Annotated in this window: 14 protein-coding genes; 2 read left to right on the forward strand and 12 right to left on the reverse strand. The window is 60.9% G+C overall.

From position 1 onward, the window contains the following. Positions 1-318 precede the first annotated feature (318 nt). Positions 319-1,662: a TIGR00366 family protein gene (locus tag Q0K07_RS04625; protein ID WP_077073434.1), complete on the reverse strand. Its 1,344-nt coding sequence runs from the start codon at positions 1,660-1,662 to the stop codon at positions 319-321. Positions 1,663-1,680: 18 nt separating this feature from the next. Beyond that, positions 1,681-2,457 (reverse strand): SDR family NAD(P)-dependent oxidoreductase, encoded by a 777-nt coding sequence (locus Q0K07_RS04630; RefSeq protein ID WP_294557102.1) that lies wholly within the window; start codon positions 2,455-2,457, stop codon positions 1,681-1,683. A 1,061-nt stretch (positions 2,458-3,518) separates the two neighbouring features. Between Q0K07_RS04630 and Q0K07_RS04635 the strand changes: the two genes are divergently transcribed. Beyond that, positions 3,519-4,949: a sigma 54-interacting transcriptional regulator gene (locus tag Q0K07_RS04635; RefSeq protein WP_294557105.1), complete on the forward strand. Its 1,431-nt coding sequence runs from the start codon at positions 3,519-3,521 to the stop codon at positions 4,947-4,949. Between the two features lie 244 nt (positions 4,950-5,193). Here the strand turns inward: Q0K07_RS04635 and nhaC are convergent, their stop codons facing one another. The 3 genes from nhaC to Q0K07_RS04650 all read right to left on the reverse strand — a co-directional run bounded on the left by nhaC (position 5,194) and on the right by Q0K07_RS04650 (position 8,399). Next, on the reverse strand, positions 5,194-6,609 hold the full coding sequence (gene nhaC, locus Q0K07_RS04640; protein WP_294557108.1) for a Na+/H+ antiporter NhaC: 1,416 nt from the start codon (positions 6,607-6,609) through the stop codon (positions 5,194-5,196). Positions 6,610-6,698: 89 nt separating this feature from the next. Beyond that, on the reverse strand, positions 6,699-7,685 hold the full coding sequence (locus Q0K07_RS04645; protein WP_294557111.1) for a D-isomer specific 2-hydroxyacid dehydrogenase family protein: 987 nt from the start codon (positions 7,683-7,685) through the stop codon (positions 6,699-6,701). A gap of 33 nt (positions 7,686-7,718) precedes the next feature. Further along, the gene (locus Q0K07_RS04650) at positions 7,719-8,399 is read right to left on the reverse strand and encodes a DUF554 domain-containing protein (protein ID WP_294557114.1); all 681 of its coding nucleotides are present in this window, start codon (positions 8,397-8,399) and stop codon (positions 7,719-7,721) included. A gap of 254 nt (positions 8,400-8,653) precedes the next feature. Here Q0K07_RS04650 and Q0K07_RS04655 point away from each other — a divergent pair, with 254 nt between their 5' ends. After that, positions 8,654-9,232: a peptidylprolyl isomerase gene (locus Q0K07_RS04655; protein ID WP_294557117.1), complete on the forward strand. Its 579-nt coding sequence runs from the start codon at positions 8,654-8,656 to the stop codon at positions 9,230-9,232. Between the two features lie 100 nt (positions 9,233-9,332). Here the strand turns inward: Q0K07_RS04655 and Q0K07_RS04660 are convergent, their stop codons facing one another. The 7 genes from Q0K07_RS04660 to Q0K07_RS04690 all read right to left on the reverse strand — a co-directional run bounded on the left by Q0K07_RS04660 (position 9,333) and on the right by Q0K07_RS04690 (position 15,604). Further along, the gene (locus Q0K07_RS04660) at positions 9,333-9,617 is read right to left on the reverse strand and encodes a hypothetical protein (protein ID WP_294557121.1); all 285 of its coding nucleotides are present in this window, start codon (positions 9,615-9,617) and stop codon (positions 9,333-9,335) included. Between the two features lie 12 nt (positions 9,618-9,629). Continuing rightward, the gene (locus Q0K07_RS04665; protein WP_294557124.1) at positions 9,630-10,094 is read right to left on the reverse strand and encodes an HMA2 domain-containing protein; all 465 of its coding nucleotides are present in this window, start codon (positions 10,092-10,094) and stop codon (positions 9,630-9,632) included. A 1-nt stretch (position 10,095) separates the two neighbouring features. After that, on the reverse strand, positions 10,096-12,162 hold the full coding sequence (locus tag Q0K07_RS04670) for a heavy metal translocating P-type ATPase (RefSeq protein WP_294557127.1): 2,067 nt from the start codon (positions 12,160-12,162) through the stop codon (positions 10,096-10,098). Positions 12,163-12,345: 183 nt separating this feature from the next. Further along, the gene (locus tag Q0K07_RS04675; RefSeq protein WP_294557130.1) at positions 12,346-12,594 is read right to left on the reverse strand and encodes a DUF6110 family protein; all 249 of its coding nucleotides are present in this window, start codon (positions 12,592-12,594) and stop codon (positions 12,346-12,348) included. Between the two features lie 120 nt (positions 12,595-12,714). Beyond that, a complete protein-coding gene (locus tag Q0K07_RS04680; RefSeq protein WP_294557133.1) occupies positions 12,715-13,200 on the reverse strand; it encodes a hypothetical protein in 486 nt (161 codons plus the stop codon). Positions 13,201-13,256: 56 nt separating this feature from the next. Beyond that, positions 13,257-14,615, reverse strand: a complete 1,359-nt coding sequence (locus tag Q0K07_RS04685) for a VWA-like domain-containing protein (RefSeq protein ID WP_294557135.1) — start codon at positions 14,613-14,615, stop codon at positions 13,257-13,259. Then, positions 14,612-15,604 (reverse strand): MoxR family ATPase, encoded by a 993-nt coding sequence (locus Q0K07_RS04690; protein ID WP_294557137.1) that lies wholly within the window; start codon positions 15,602-15,604, stop codon positions 14,612-14,614. The genes Q0K07_RS04685 and Q0K07_RS04690 overlap by 4 nt, the downstream gene beginning before the upstream one ends. Positions 15,605-16,146: the final 542 nt, after the last annotated feature.

Raw genomic sequence — 16,146 nt, forward strand, 5'->3', positions numbered from 1 at the left:
TGTTAATCGACACCTGAGCCTTCTGAAAAAAGCTCGTGAAACATGCTTCCGCACAATATGCGACCCCGTCGGCAGGCAGGACGAGGCGGAAAACCCTGCCCGCCATGGTTGAACTTTCAGGGCAAGCGTCCGCCGATCCTGCAGAGTCCTGCCGGCCTCATGCCCGGAAAGGCTGCCCTGCTCTGGAGCTTATGACAAGAAGGCGAAGGACGGGAAAAGGCGCGTGTAAAGAACTCAAGAACAGGTTTGCCGGGGTTGACCAGCCCGTATCTCAAAATCTGCTTCCGCCCGGAGATTGGGGCGGAAGCAGACGTTTTCTCAGGCGAAGAAGTACAGGCCGGCGCCCATGATGATGCCGCTGAAAATAAGCGTCATCACGCACGGCCCCATGATGTCCCGGATACCGAGTCCGGCGATGGCCAGCATGGGCAGAGCCCAGAAAGGCTGGATCATGTTCGTCCACTGATCGCCGTAGGCCACGGCCATGCCGGTCAAACCCACATTGGCGCCCATATCAATGGCCGGAGGAATGGAAATGGGAGCCTGCACAATCCATTGCCCGCCGCCGGAAGGAATGAAGATGTTGATGATGCCGGCGGAAATGAAGGTCAGCAGAGGCAGCGTTTTTGCAGTCGCAATGGACATGACGCCGCTTGCTATCATGGAGGCGAGACCGGAAGCCACCATGATGCCCTGTATGCCGCCGTACAGAGGGAACTGGGTGATGATGCCGCTTGCCCCGGCCACGGCTTCCTTCAGCGCCACCACATAGCGGATGGGAGTGCCGTGCAGGAAAATTCCCAGCCACATGAAAATGATGATGAGAATGTTCAGGTTGATGTCCATGCCCCTGGTCCAGAAATGATATCCCAGGTATGCAAAACCCAGCGCACTGAACAGGAGACTCAGGGCACGACTGTGCTCCAGCCGGGACGCAGGGGAATCTTCCAGCGGAGGAACGGCAAGATCCTTCTCCTCTCCGAACAGCGCAGGGTCAACGGGAACCACTTCATCGGGATGAGGATGGATGGCCTTCAGCATGAACGGCAGCACGATGAGCATGACCGCCGTGATGGTGATGTTTGATGCGGACAGGATGGAATCGCTGAAGGGAATAACCATATCCGGCAGGCCGCGGGCCGCCAGAGCTTTGGACAATACGCCTCCAGAGGTGGCGAGATCGGCCGCGACGGCGCTCGAAAAACCGCCGTGCCACACTACAAAGCCGGAATAGCCTGCGGCCACGGTAAAGCCGTAGTCGATGTTCGGCACTCTTCGCGCCATTTCACGGGCAATGAGTCCCCCCACCACGAGTCCGAAGCCCCAGTTGAACAATGAACCGAAGGCCGTGACGTAAAAGGTCATGAGCGCGGCCTGAAACGGCGTGCGGGGGATACCTGCAACGGAATCAAGCAGACGGCGGACGGCGTGCGTGCTCGCCAGTGCATGCCCGGTGGTATAAATAAGAGCCGACTGTATGGTGAACATCAGCAGGCTGGAAAAGCCCTTGCCCCATGCATTGATGAGGTCAATGCAGGAGGACTCCGTAAAGATGAACGCGGTGATAAAACTCACAAGCGTCAGGAGGATAACCAGAATATAGGCGTCCGGAAGAAAACGCTTCACCAGCATGGTGAAAAAACGGGACAGTCCGTAAAGCATGGCTTACTCCTTGAAGTATCAGGCGCGTTCCCACGCGGCATACGGATTCTGAACACAATACTTTCCACCGCTGATTTCCACTCCGCTGCCCGTGATGAAGCTGGCGGCATCGGAAGCGAGAAACACCACCAGAGGCGCGATTTCTTCCGGCGTACCGTACCGATGCTGGGCAACCTGCCTTTTTATGGCGTCGCCTTCGTACTCGCCTACCACAGGCGCCGTCAGTTCCGTTGCCACAAATCCCGGCATATACGCCGTAACCCGGATATTGTCGGGAGCCAGTTCCGCACCGAGCACCTTGGTCAGGTGGCCTACGGCCGCCTTGGTGATGCCGTAGGCACCGCGTCCGGCCGTGGGCATCATGGTGGCGAACGACGCAGCGTTGATGATGACGCCGCCCCCTCTTTTTTTCATCCACGGTACGGCCGCACGCGCCCCGTACAATACGCCGCTCACATTGATATCGAAGGTCTTCTGCCACAGATCAAGCGGCATTTCGGTCAGATATCCCTTGGGGTAAATGCCTGCATTATTGACCCACACATCAATGCCGCCGAACTGCTCCGCCACTTTCGCCGCAAACTGTTCCATATCGGAAGGACAGGAAACATCCGCGCGCAGAGTCAGGACGCTTTGCCCCTCATACTCCTTGCGGAACGCTTCCAGCTTCTCCTCGGACCTGGCACAGATGGCAACTTTGCATCCTTCTTCAAGAAAAGCATTCACGCAGGCCTTTCCTATCCCTGCGGTTCCCCCGGTAATCACAACGACTTTTCCTGCCAGATTCAGTTTCATGGTTCCCTCCTTGAGGCTAAAACATTACCTGCTCTCTAGCAAAAAGCGTGCCAGACAAAAAAATAGCAATAATACACTTTCATTATTGAATTTTTTATTTTTTCTTCCGGGAAGGCGGAATTTCGGGGGACGAAAAGGGACGATTCAACCATGTGAAATATTTATCCAAATGCAAAGAAACCATGCGGAGAAAAAATGTGTTTGCATCATATTTCATCAATAATTTCCCATAGATGAAAGCTATGCGATGCGTATATGCAACACAACGAGAAGATGTGACCATATTGCATCGCTCCGCTTTTCTTCCCAGTACCAGGCTTTTTGGAGGAAACGACGCAAGAATGCGTATCCATTTTGCAACACATTGTCATGACATTTTCCCTCATGTATGCTGAAGGCCGTCTCCGTCCTTAACGGAGCGCCCCGGCACTTGCACGACAAGTCTGGAGGAAAACTCTCTTTATCAGCGTCAGAGAACGGCATCGCGTTGCTTTGAACAGGACTTCTGCCTTGCGGAAACGCAGGAGGATTTTCATGCTTTTGTGAAACTCCGGATCGGAATCGTGTCCATTTGAATAGAGGAATAAAGGAATATCCCGCCGCATGAAGCGCCATGCCCCTCTCCGTGCCTTCCCGAACGTGCCAGATGAAACGCCCCGGTGCAAAAAAGCGCAACGTTTCCTCCGCACGCTGGAGCATGACGGCTTACGATATCAAAACGCCTTCCTCCTCCGCCGGAAGGAGAAGGGCACCCTCTTTTCACGATGCGGCAGAACACGGCGGAACATCGTCCTTTCCCCGTTCTCTCCCTGCTCCATGCCCGGCCTTCACGCCGGCGAACGCGGCAACCTTTTTTCTTCACCCATGGCGTGCCTGCCGCCTCACGCCCCGAAACGTACTCTTTGCCTGCAGCATGATCATGACATGTCGTTTCTCATCAAAAGCACCATGCCCGGCCATGAATCATGGCAACGTTCCCCGGCCGTCATGCTGCCTGCCGTCATGACAGTATCATGCCGTCTTCATCATTCACCCCTGCATTCAACAGGAAGGAGCGTGACATGGCTGAGTTCAAATCTCTGCTCTATGATTATCTGGATCAGATCCTCGACCTTCTTGACGAGGGCATCTGCATTACCGACGTTCGGGGCGTCATCATCTATCTCAACAGGCGTTACGAGGAAATCTCATCCATTTCCCGGGATGTCATGCTCGGAAAAAACGCTCAGGACTTCGTTCATCAGGGGGTTCTCAACATCATCGTCAATCCTGAAGTCATTCAGACGCAGGAAAAAGTGACCCGTGTCCAGGATACGGACACGGGAAGACGCCTGCTTCTTGAAGGACATCCCGTTTTCGACGAAACGGGCCGGGCCGTCATGTGCCTTACCTTTGTGCGTGATGAATCATGCATGGCGAATCTTCAGGCCACACTGCTCAGACAGAAGGAAATCATAGAGACCTTCTCCAAGCTCGATGTGGAAAAAGTCGGCGCAGACAATGAACCCATGGAAATCGTCCAGAGTACGGCCATGCGGAACATCTACAAAAAGATCTCGCGCATCGCGCTGTCGGACATCCCGGTACTCATTCTGGGAGAAACGGGAACGGGCAAGGACGTCGTTGCAAGGCACATTCATCATCTGAGCAGCCGGCAAAGCGGCCCCTTCATCAAGGTGGACTGCGGAAGCATCACGCCTTCGCTCATTGAATCGGAGCTTTTCGGCTATGAGGGCGGGGCCTTTTCCGGCGCCCTGCACAAGGGAAAGATGGGGCTTATTGAAGCCGCCTCCCACGGCACGCTCTTTCTGGACGAGATAGGGGAACTGCCCCTGTCCATGCAGACCAAGCTTCTGCGCGTGCTTCAGGACGGGGAAATCCTGCGCATCGGTTCCATATCGCCCAAGAAGGTCGACGTGCGCATTGTTGCCGCCACCAACCGCAACCTTGAGGAAGCCGTACAGGCGGGAGAATTCCGCCGGGATCTGTATTACCGGCTGAAGTTCATCGGCATCGAACTGCCGCCCCTGCGGGACAGAAAAAGCGAGATCATCCCCATGGCCCACGCCTTTCTGAACTACTACGGCAGAAAATACCGCCGCGAGCTGAACTTTTCCAAGGATGCCGACAAGGCCCTGCTCTGCTACTCCTGGCCGGGAAACGTGCGGGAGCTCAGGAACATGATACACGGCCTCTCGGTATGCACGGACGGAAAAACCATTGAGGCGGAGGATCTGCCCTTTGTCGCCCGGGCGGAAAAGGACAGGGACGACGAGCCCGGCCGGATACTGCTTTCCCGCACCTACAAGGAGGCCATGGAAGAGTATGAAAAAAAGCTGCTCGACGAGGTGCTCTGCGCCTTTTCCTCGGTAAGCGACGCGGCGCGGCACCTGGACATGGACAGAAGCACCCTGTTCCGGAAAATCAAGGCGTGGAAAAAACGCGGGGTGCTTCTGGGCAAGCGCCATGTGAAGATCGTGGAAAAAACCTAGGCCATGGCCCCGCCTTCCGGCAGTCCTGCGGCGGGAGTATGCCGCCCGGGCCGCTTCGCGACGCGCCGTTTCCGCACCCGACCGCCCTTCTCGGCCTGCCCGGGTTCATCGCCGCCATGCGTCTGCCCGAAGGCACGGAAAAGGCCTGACGCGGCAACGCCGTCCCGGTACGCCCGCAACGGGCCGAAGATACAAAAAACGCGCCGGATTGCTCCGGCGCGTTTTTCATGTTGCTTCAGGGAAGTTACGCGGCCTTTCCGGCCTTGCGGACGGGCGTGCCGTCCATGCGCCAGATACCGAAGCCGGTGATGGCGCAGACCAGGGAGAAGATGGGCACGAACCAGTTGAAGAAGGCATAGGGCACGAAGTCATAGGCGCTCACGCCGAGCACGCCAGCAATGTAGAAGGCGTGCACGCTCCACGGCACCAGGGGGCAGCCGATGGTGCCCGCGTCCTCGCAGGTACGGGAAAGCACCAGGGGGCTGATGTCGGCATTCTTGAAGGAATCGAGGAAGGCGCGGCCGGGCACGATGACGGCCAGCATCTGACTGCCGGTGCCGAAGTTGATGAGATACGCGGCGGCCAGGGCGGAGGCCACCAGACGCAGGGCGGATCTGGCGCCCTTGAGAATGGCTTCGAGCAGCACTTCGAGCACGCGGGAGCGTTCCAGAATGCCGCCGAAGGCCATGCCGGAGCAGAGCAGCAGCACGGTGGGCATGATGCTCATGAGTCCGCCGCGGGAAAGCAGCGGATCGAGGTCGGCAATGCCGGTCTTGGACACATAGCCCGAGGTGAGCATGGTGGCCAGCTTGTTGAAGGGCACGCCTTCGGCAACGGCAATGACCATGGCCGCGAGCAGGCACACCAGCATGACGGGAAGCACGGGGTAACGGCGGTAGGCCAGCACGATCATGAGCACCGGGGGAATGAAGGCCACCGGGCCGAGGCTGAAGTTGGCCTCAAGGCCGGTGAGGATGGCGTTCAGGCTGTCCAGAGAGGCGCTCTGCTGCGCCGCCACGGAACTGCCGAGCACGGTGTAGGCCACGCCCGCCAAGATGAAGGCCGGAATGGTGGTCCAGAGCATGGACATGACGTGGGAGAAGAGCGGCACTTCACACACCGAGGCGGTGATGTTGGTGGAGTCGGACACGGGGGACATCTTGTCGCCGAGATACGCGCCGGAGACAATGGCGCCCACGGTCATGTACGCAGGGTAATCCAGAGCCTGCCCCACGCCGAGAAGCGCCACGCCTATGGTGCCCATGGTGCCGAAGGATGTGCCCGTGGCCACCGAGGCCACGGAACAGAGCACCATGGCCGAAAGCAGGAAGTGTTCGGGAGCGATGAGCTTGAGGCCCCAGTAGATGATGGCGGGGATGGTGCCCGAGGCCAGCCATGCGGCGATGATCATGCCCACCATGGCCAGAATGGCAATGGCTATCTGTATGCGGCCGAGGGCCTCGAACATGCCGTCCTGAAGGTCCTCCCACCTGTAGCCCGTCTTCATGGCCATGACCGAAGCCAGGGCCACGGCGCCGAGCAGGGGCAGCACCGGGGGCCTCACGCCCACCACGAGGGTGCCGTACAGGATCATGGCTACAGGCAGCACCAGCGACAGCGTTGCCCACCAAAGCGATGGTTTCTTTCCTTGCGTCTCCATCTGCGTTCCTTGTGGTAAAAATTCTTCCATACCCGCCCCCTTCCGGGGCTCTCCTCTATGCCGGGGCAAAGCGCGCGGCGCCCTGCCGGTTATGCGGAAACCTCAAGCCGGGTGGGTCTGCCGGCCTTCATGTCCAGAAGGCTTTCAATGCCGCAGTCCACCATGCTCACAATGGATTCTTCCGTATAGAAGGCCATGTGCTGGGTAAGCACCACGTTGGGGAACTGACGCAGATACACCATGTCCTTGTTTCTGAGAATGTCGGTCTTTCTGTCGGCGTGATAGATGCCCTGCTCGTTCACGAACACGTCCATGGCCAGAGAGCCTATCTTTTCCGTTTCAATGCCCTCGGTCACGGCGTCGATGTCCATGAGTTCACCCCGGGCGGTGTTGATGAGAATGACGCCGTCCTTCATGCGGGAAAGACTTTCGCGGTTCACCATGCGCCGGGTTTCCGGCGTGGCGGGCACATGGAAGGTGATGATGTCGCTTTCCCGGTACAGGGTGTCGAGATCCACAAAGGTGGCATAGGGGCGCAGATTTTCGCACTCCACAAGGTTGTAGGCCAGAATGCGGCATCCGAAACCGGCAAGGGCACGGATGACGGCGGCGCCGATGCTGCCCGTGCCCACCACGCCCACGGTCTGCCGGCGCAGGCTGCGGCCCATGAGTCCGTAAAGGGAATAGTCGTTCACCTGCTGCCGCCACATGGCGGGCTTGTAGCGGCGGAGCACCATGAGCATGAGCATGATGGTGAAGTCGGCCACGGCGTCGGGCGGATAGGAGGCGTGGCTCACGCGTATGCCCGCTTCCTTTGCCGCGGCAAGGTCGATATGGTCCACGCCTATGGTGCGGGTGGACACATAGCCCACGCCCATGGCCCGGAGCGCGTTCAGAAGCTCCCGGTCAAGACGGCTGCGGCCCAGGGTGGACACGGCCTCGCACCCTTCGGCAGAGGAAAGGGTGTCCATGGAAAGGTTGCCTTCCACCAGGCGGAGGTTCACGTCGAGGGTGCGGGAAAGGCGGTCAAGCTCCGCCCGTTCATCGCTGCTGACTTCAAACACGGCGATATTCATGGCAAGTACTCCCTTGGGATGAAGAAACGCGGCCTACAGAAACGTGACCGCAAGGCCGTAGAGAATCACGCTGACAAAGAGCGCGGGCAGCATGTTCAGCGTTTTGCAGTCTTTGATGCGCAGCATGGACACGCCGGAAACAAGGATGAGTATGCCGCCCACGATGGAAACTTCGGTGAGAAGATCGCGCGGCACGAAGGAACCGAGCCACAGCCCGAGAAGGTATAAGGAACCCTGCCAGCAGAAGAGCACCGGCGCGGCAAAGGCTATGCCCAGGCCGTAGGTGGAGGCCAGCACCATGGAAGTGACGAAATCCAGCGTGGCGTTGGTGAAGAGGAAGGTGTGATTGTTGTGCACCGCGCTCTCTATGGGGCCGAGAATGGACAGTGTGCCTATGCAGAAAAGCAGTATGGCCGTGGCAAGGCCGCGCCCGAGATCGGAACTGCCCATGCGCCGGGCAAAGTTCTGGAACTTGCCGTCCCAGTCCCACACTGCACCGAGAAAACTCCCGAGCGCCATGCTCAGGATGAAAAGCACCGGATAATGGCTGTTGGGCATGTTGGAGACCACGGCGTTCACGCCTATGGCCACGGCGGAAAAGCCCATGGCATCGAAAAGCGCATGCTGATATTTTTCCTTGATGCCCTTGCGGAGCACGCTTCCGAGCACACTTCCGCAAAGTATGGCCGCCGTATTGACTATGGTACCTATCATGTTTCCTCCGGTCAGGTGTTTCTGCATACCATAAATAACGCCAGGACGTAAGCCCTCCCCCGGGGTGCGGCGCGAGGCGCGGCATTGCCAAGGCGCGCGGCTTCCTATACAAGAAGGGCGCATCGTCCTTCTCTGCGCCGCCCCCCCGGGGAAAGGCATTGACATGGGCGGAAGGCAATGAAATTCTTTTCCCGCGCCCCTTCCCCGCGGCATGTCATGCCGTGGCAACGGCGTGCGGAAACGGGAGACATGTTATGCGCAAACTTCTTATATCCTGCCTGCTGCTCGCGGCCGCCCTCGTGTTCGGCCCCGCCTGCCAGGCTCAAGCTGGAGGAAAAACCATGGTCACGCTTCAGACCACCAAGGGCGACATCGTCCTGGAACTCGATGCCGAAAAGGCTCCCAACACCACCAGGAACTTTCTGGAATATGTGAAGTCCGGCTTCTACGACGGCACCATCTTCCACCGCGTCATTCCCGGCTTCATGATTCAGGGCGGCGGCTTCGACAAGAACATGGTGCAGAAGAGCACCCGCGAACCCATTGAAAACGAAGCCAACAACGGCCTGAAGAACGACACCTACACCATCGCCATGGCCCGCACCCAGGCCCCCCATTCCGCCACGGCGCAGTTCTTCATCAACGTGGCCAACAACAGCTTCCTCAACTTCACCGCTCCCACCATGCAGGGCTGGGGCTATGCCGTGTTCGGCAAGGTGGTGAAGGGCCAGGATGTGGTGGATGCCATCGCCAAGGTGCCCACCACCTCTCACTATCCGCATCAGGATGTGCCGGTGGAACCTGTCATCATCAAGAAGGCCGTCATCGACTGAGCCTTCCCCCGCTGAAAGAAAAAGCCCCGGAGAAATCCGGGGCTTTTTTTATGCGTCATATCAGAAAAGGCGCTTTCCGTACCTGACGGCGTGCAGAACGTCAGTCCTTCCGTTCCTTATGGGAAACATCCGCCTCTTTCTCCCCGTTCTGCCCCGCAGGAGGCGCAAAGAGCACGGCCGCAAAGGTGCGCACGGCTTCCGCCGCCTGCGCGGCGTACCATTTCAGCGGCCGGGGGAAGAGCAGCACGGCAAAGAGCATGGTCAGCCCCATCAGGGCAAAGGCCTGCACGAGCACGGCAAAAGCCATGCACAGAAGCGCAACGGCCAGCACCGCGCAGAGCACAAGGGCAAGGGAACGCCCCAGCCGGACGGAAAATTCACGCATCTTTTCCATAGTCTACCACAGCATTTTTCTGTGCGCGGCCATGTGCTGGAGCGAGGCCAGCGTAAAGACCGCGCCGCTTATGCGGTGCAGGGCCCCCATGCCGGAAACGGCCCCGGCAAGGGAAAGAGGAAGGGAAACCAGCATGACGCGCCCTGCAAGGCGCGAGGCGCGGCGGGAAAGCAGCATGTCCGCCAGAGAGCGGACGCCCTCCGCCCCGTTCTTTTTCCCGTCCTTCACGGGCAGCAGGGCCGCACCCTGCTGCGCCAGTTCCAGAAGATCCTCACGGCTCAGCTTTTCCGTATCATAGACAATAAGCAGGGAACCTGTCACGGGGTTGGCGGAAACGTTCTCCACCCCCTCCACGCCGCGGACAAAGGCGGAAACCGTTTCCGCAAGGGCGGCATTCTTCAGCGCAGGATGGCGGAGCCGCACGCGGCCGTCGATGAAACTTGTGATGCAGTCGGTGACGGAAAGCATATCATTTCCCTCCGGGCAGGGCCGGGCGCATGGCGTTGAGGGACACGCCCAGCGTGGTGAGATTGTGGAATACCGCCGAAAGTCCGGGCCGGAGCAGGCCGGTAAGCCCGCCGAACAAAAAGACGGAATTCAGGACCATGGTGGCCGTGAAATTGACGTGGATGCGGCGCATGGCTCCCCTGCCGAGTTCCAGAGCCGTGACGAGTTCCTTCAGGGAACCGCCCATGAGCACCACGTCGGCCACTTCGCGGGCCAGGTCGGCCCCGTCGCGCAGGGTGACGCCCACATCGGCCGAGGAAAGGGCCGGGGAATCGTTGATGCCGTCGCCCAGCATGAGCACGGTGCGGCCGGACTGCCGGAGTTCCCGCACCACGCGGGCCTTGTCCTCCGGGAGCACCTGGGCGCGGAATTCGGTGATGCCGAGCCCTGCCGCCACTACGGAGGCGGTGCGCACATCGTCGCCGGTGAGCATGAGCACATGGGCAATGCCCATGTCGCGCAGGCGCCGGACAAGTTCCGGACTTTCCGGCCGTATGGGGTCCTCCATGGCAATGATGCCCGCAATGCCGCCGTCCACGGCAAGATAGAGCAGCGAATACCCTTCGCGGGAAAGCGCGGCGATATGCTCCTCCATGGGGGTAAGATCCACCCCTTCATCCTGGGCGATATAGTGGCGGCTGCCCAGAAGCACGCGCCTGCCCCTCCACTGGGAGGCTATGCCGTGGGCCACCACATATTCCACCTCGGTATGCTCCTCCGCGTGGCGCAGGTTGCGCTTTTCCGCACCGTGCACCACGGCGCGCGCCACGGGATGGGGGAAATGCTCCTCCAGACAGGCGGAAAGGCGGAGCACCTCATCGGCCTCGAAGCCCGGGGCGGGCACCACGCGGGCCACTTCCGGCCGCGACTGCGTGAGCGTGCCCGTCTTGTCGAAGACCACGGTATCCACGGAGGCAAGCGCCTCAAGAAAACGCCCGCCCTTGACCATGACCTTGTGCTTCACGCCTTCGTTCATGGCCGCAAGGATGGCAAGGGGCGTGGCAAGGCGCAGGGCGCAGGAATAATCCACCAGCAGCACGGAGGCCGCCCGCGTGAGACTGCGCGTGAAAAGCCACACCAGGCCCGCCAGCGCAAAGGTGAAGGGCACGGCCCTGTCGGCCAGCTTCTCGAAGCGCCCCTGTATGCCCGCCTTCAGCTGTTCGCTGTTTTCGATGAAGCGCACGATCTGCTGCATGCGCGTATCTTTGCCGATGCTCGTGGGATGCACATGGATTTCCCCGTCCTCCACCACGGTGCCCGCGTACACGGAAGCGCCCTGCGTGCGCATGACGCCCATGGGTTCCCCGGTCATGGAGGATTCGTTCACGAGCGCCGTGCCCCGGACCACCACGCCGTCCACGGGAACGGCGGAACCGGCGCGCACGGTGACAAGGTCGGAGGCCTTCAGCTCGGAAAAGGGGATGAGCATCTCCTCCCCGTCGCGCTGCACCCACACCCTGTCCACCTGCAGCGCCAGGTGTGAGGCCAGATTTTCCAGCGACTTCTTCTGCGTATAGCGCTCCAGCGCATCGCCGAAGCCCAGAAGAAGCGTGAGCAGTCCCACGGTGCGGAAGTCGCGCCGGAGCAGGGAAACGGCAATGGCCGCCCCGTCCAGCGCGTCCACATCCATTCTCCCGCGGGAAAGGGAGGCGACGCAGCGCCGCAGGTAGGGCAGCGCGCCGGAAAAGGCCGTGACCATGTTCACGGCCACGGGCAGAAGCGGCCGCAGAAAAAGATAGCGGAAAAAGGGAAACAGGCCGGGGCGGCCCTCCGCCCTGCCCGTATCCCGGACAAGGGGTTTTTCCGCCGTGCAGGGCGCGCCGTTCAGAAAAAGGCAGGCACGGGAAAGCGTGCCCTCGTCGCGGTAGACAAGCAGCACGCTCCCGGTGCGCGGGTTGACGCGCACGCCCTCCACGCCGTCGACGGCGTCCAGACCGTCGGCCAGAGCCTCCGCCGTGCGCGGCCCGAAACGCTGCTCACAGCGCAGCCTGGCGCGGCCCGGAATGCGATGGACCAGAACAAACTTCATGCAATCTCCCGGATGGAGCGGGCACGCTCCGGCCGCACAAGCAGCCGCATGCCCGGCGATGCGCCGCCCTGAAACACAAGGCGGCGCTTCTGCGACAAAGGGCGACCTCCGGCCGCCCTCGAAAAAAACGCCCCGGCCCTTTCCGCAGAAAAAGCGCCGGGCCGGACTGCCTTTTTCAGAACACTACGCTTCCCCGGCTTCGGCCTTGCGCTGTTCGGAAACGGCGTGGGCCTCGGCCACCATGTCTTCCACGTTTTCACGCACGGCTTCGGCGCGGGCCATGAGGGCGTCCCTGGCATCCAGGCCGCGGCTCATGAGTTCGGTGGCAAAGGGACGCAGATCGAGCTTGCCGCGGCTCACCGCCACCGCGCCCACGGCGCCGAGCGCCACGCCGCCAAGAAAAAACAGACCGTACTTGAGATTCTCGTTCATACCGTATCTCCTCTCTTTTGCGGCCTATGCCGCATTCCGGCAGATCCCCCGTCGGGAGCAGATCCGCCCTTCTTTCCGGGACAACGGAAAGAATGTATTGAAAAGGAATTTCAATGTCAATTATAAACCGGCACGTTCCGCACTTTTTCCCGCCATGCGCAGGAAACGGTCGGCCAGCACGCCGGGGGCCACGAAGGAGCGGGAGGCTTCGGAGGAGGAAAGAGCGCCCTGCTCCTTCATGGGTTCGCTCCGGCAGGCCTCGGCCAGCACGGCTTCAAAGGCCCGGCGCAGGGCAAGGAAAGAGGCTTCCACTTCCGGGTAGGCGTTGTCGGCCCGCCAGGGCAGGCGCAGGCTCTGCGGCCAGGTTCTGCCTTTGTGGGAAGGCGTTTCCAGCTCATAACAGGAGGTTGCGGCTGCGCCTTCCGCCCGTTCCAGCTCTCCGGGATAGCAGTATTCCCTCCAGGCCTCCTCCGGTTCGGGAATGGAGGAGCGCACGCGAAGGGGCGGCAGGGCCAGGGCCTTTTCATGTTCTTCCAGCGTCACGCTGTAGGTGAGCAGGGGACGGAGGTTGCCCCGCTGCTTGGTAATGTTCCATGTGATGTGCATAGGCTCTCCTGAAGCGATGAAGTGTGCGCGAAAATAAGCTTCCGGAAAAGCGGCTTTCATGCCGGAAACCCTGCGGGCGGCATGACCACCGTTTCACCGAAGGGCGGAAGCACCCGGGGCTGTTCCGGCACAATCCAGAGCACCGGATACGGAGGCTCTTCGGGGAAACGGTCGCATTCCAGATCGGTGAACCACAGAAGGCAGGAAGGCAGCATGCCCTCTTCCTCCAGCCGTTCCGGCACGGGGCGGTAATCGGTGCCGCCCCCGCCCACGGGCACGGGGGTGAAGGGCATGTCCGCTCTGGTGTACACGGCGCAGGCGTTGACCCTGACATCGTGATACAGCACGAAGAGCGTGGCGTCGAAATCGGAAAGCAGACCGGAAAGTTCCGTGCAGAAGCGCGAGAGAAGTTCCGCATCCACGGAGCCGGAGGCATCCACGGCAAGGGCCACGGACGCAAGGCGCGCCTCCCTGCGCGAGGGCAGGTACAGCCCTTCGTGCACATAGCGCCTGTGGGGCTGCGCCCAGGTGTAGTCGTTGTCGCTGCACTGTTCCAGAAAACGGGCAAGCATGTCCCGCCACGAAAGCACGGGATGCAGGCGCTTCTTCACCAGCCGGGTGAGGGAGGCGGGCATATCGCCCATGCGCAGCGCCTCGCGCGAGGCCTGAGCCAGAGCCGTGTCGGCTTCCTGCTCCGCCTTTTCCCGCGCTTCGTCGCCCATCCCCTCCTTCAGCAGCGGATGGTCGCGCACCTCGCCGGAAAAGGAGCCTTCCGCCCCGCGTTCCCGGCCTTCGGGCTTTCGCCGGCCGGTTCCGCCCTTCTCCGTGCCGCTCCCCTTTTCTCCTTTGCGGGGCGCGGCGGAAGAAGCCCTGTTCTCCCTCCCCTTTTCCCCGCCGAGGCCCTGACTGCCCTCCGCCGCAAGGGATATCTCGTCCCCCTCCTCCTTCGTGACCTTTGCCCTGTGGGAAGGGCCGTCCTGAAGGCGGGCAAGCCATGAATAGATGTCGTCTGCGCTTCTGCCCGCGTATTCCGGGCGGAAAAGCGCGCCGTCCGGCAGAGAAAAGCCCGCTTCCAGCAGCACCGCATTGACCGCATAATTGCAGGCCCGGTTCCACAGCCGCTCGTCGCGCCCCTTCCGCCGTACATGATGGCCGAGGGCGATGTGCAGCACCTCGTGGGTCAGGGAACCCAGCAGCACCTTTTCCGAAACGGCAAGCGCATAGGCGGGATTGCAGGCCAGGGTGCGGCCGTCGGCCCAGAGATCCGCACAGCTTCCGTCACAGCACAGGCGCATGCGAAGCGCAAGGGAGCCGAAAAACGGATGTTCCAGCACCAGCGTGGAACGGGCTTTTTCCAGCGCCTTGAGCGCACGCTCTTCCCGCTCCGCAGGGGAAAGGCATCTTTCACCGTTCACAGCAGCACATCCGCATGGTTCTGCGCCCACCGGGCAAAGGACGGCGTTTCCACCAGCGAGGGTTCCCGGCACACGGCCTGACGCAGGCACAGCACGCCGAACTCCACGGGCAGGCGCTCAAGGTAGGTGACGGCCTTTTCCATGGCCGCAGAAGAAAGCACGGAGGCCAGCGCCTCACTCACGGCATAGAGCGCCGCCGGTTCCGCCGGAACACGGGCCGTTTCCGGCGCGGCAAGCACCTCCTCCACCGAAGGCAGGTCGCGCCATACGGAAAGAAAGCCCATGAACTCCGCCGCCGCGCCGTCGCCCACGGCCCCGCGCACCAGACCGTATTCCACGGCCTTCTCCGGCCCGGCCTTCAGAATGTCGGAAACAAAAGACCATGAACGCGGCGAGGCAAAGGCCCGGGAGGAGCGCTGCGGGTCGAAATCGTGCAGCAGCGCGGGACGGAAGCGCACAAAGGCCGTCACTTCCGGCCGTATGCCCGCACGGGAGGCCCAGTCCAGCCAGTCGTCCGGGCTCACGTCGAATTCCAGATGCACCATGCGGTTGGAAAGCGCACTGGGCATGCGGTGGGTGACGGCCCTGTCCTTTTCGCGGTTGCCTGCAGCCACCACCACCCAGCCTTCGGGCAGAACGTATTCACCGATGCGCCGGTCAAGAATGAGCTGATAGCAGGCGGCCTGCACCAGAGGCGGCGCGGCGTTCAGTTCGTCGAGAAACAGTATGCCCTTCTGCGCGCTCCGTGCATCGGGCAGGAAGGAAGGCGGGCACCACTCGGTTTCTCCCGCGGCCGTGATGCGGGGTATGCCCCGGAGATCCACAGGGTCGAGCAGCACGGCGCGTATGTCGCGCAGTTCATAGCCCAGGGACCGGGCCACTTCCGCCACCACCTCGCTTTTGCCCACCCCGGGCGCGCCCCAGAGAAACACGGGCCTGCGTATGGAAAGAAGCGTTTTCAAGGAAGAAATGATGTGCGAAGGTCTCATGGCGCGGAAAACTCCTGAAAAATTTCCCCCGGAAACAAGAAAAACGGCCGGGGCTGCCGGAAAAAAGGCCCTGCCGCACGACATGGGCGGCGACACGACCTTTTTTGTTTCTATATTGAAAATGAATTTCATTGTCAACATAAAACAGCCTTTTTCCCTTCCCTGCGCCGCCTGACCGGAGAGGGGCGGTCTTTCCCCGAAAAGGGGGCATTCTGAACAGGTATGCGCAGGCCTTTGCGGAGGTGCGCTTCCGACCCCGGGGAACTTTCCGCTGTTTCTGCCCTTCTTCCGGCTTATCTTCCCAAAAAAGCGCGGCCCTTTTTTCCCGGTGAGGCGGGCAGAGGGCAGGCCTTCTGCCCTCTCCGCTCAGGCCCGGCAGGCCGTGCCCCGGAAAACGGCACATCGCCGCGCCTTCCGGGGAGATGTTCAATGTAGTCGAACGAAGGCGCAATGTTTTCAACTTTACAACACAGCCCCCCTTTGTGATAAAAAGTATTTTCACGGCTTTTCCCTGCCACAGATCTTCCGGGAGGCCGCAAGAA

Source organism: uncultured Mailhella sp., from assembly GCF_944324615.1.
Lineage (GTDB): Bacteria > Desulfobacterota > Desulfovibrionia > Desulfovibrionales > Desulfovibrionaceae > Mailhella.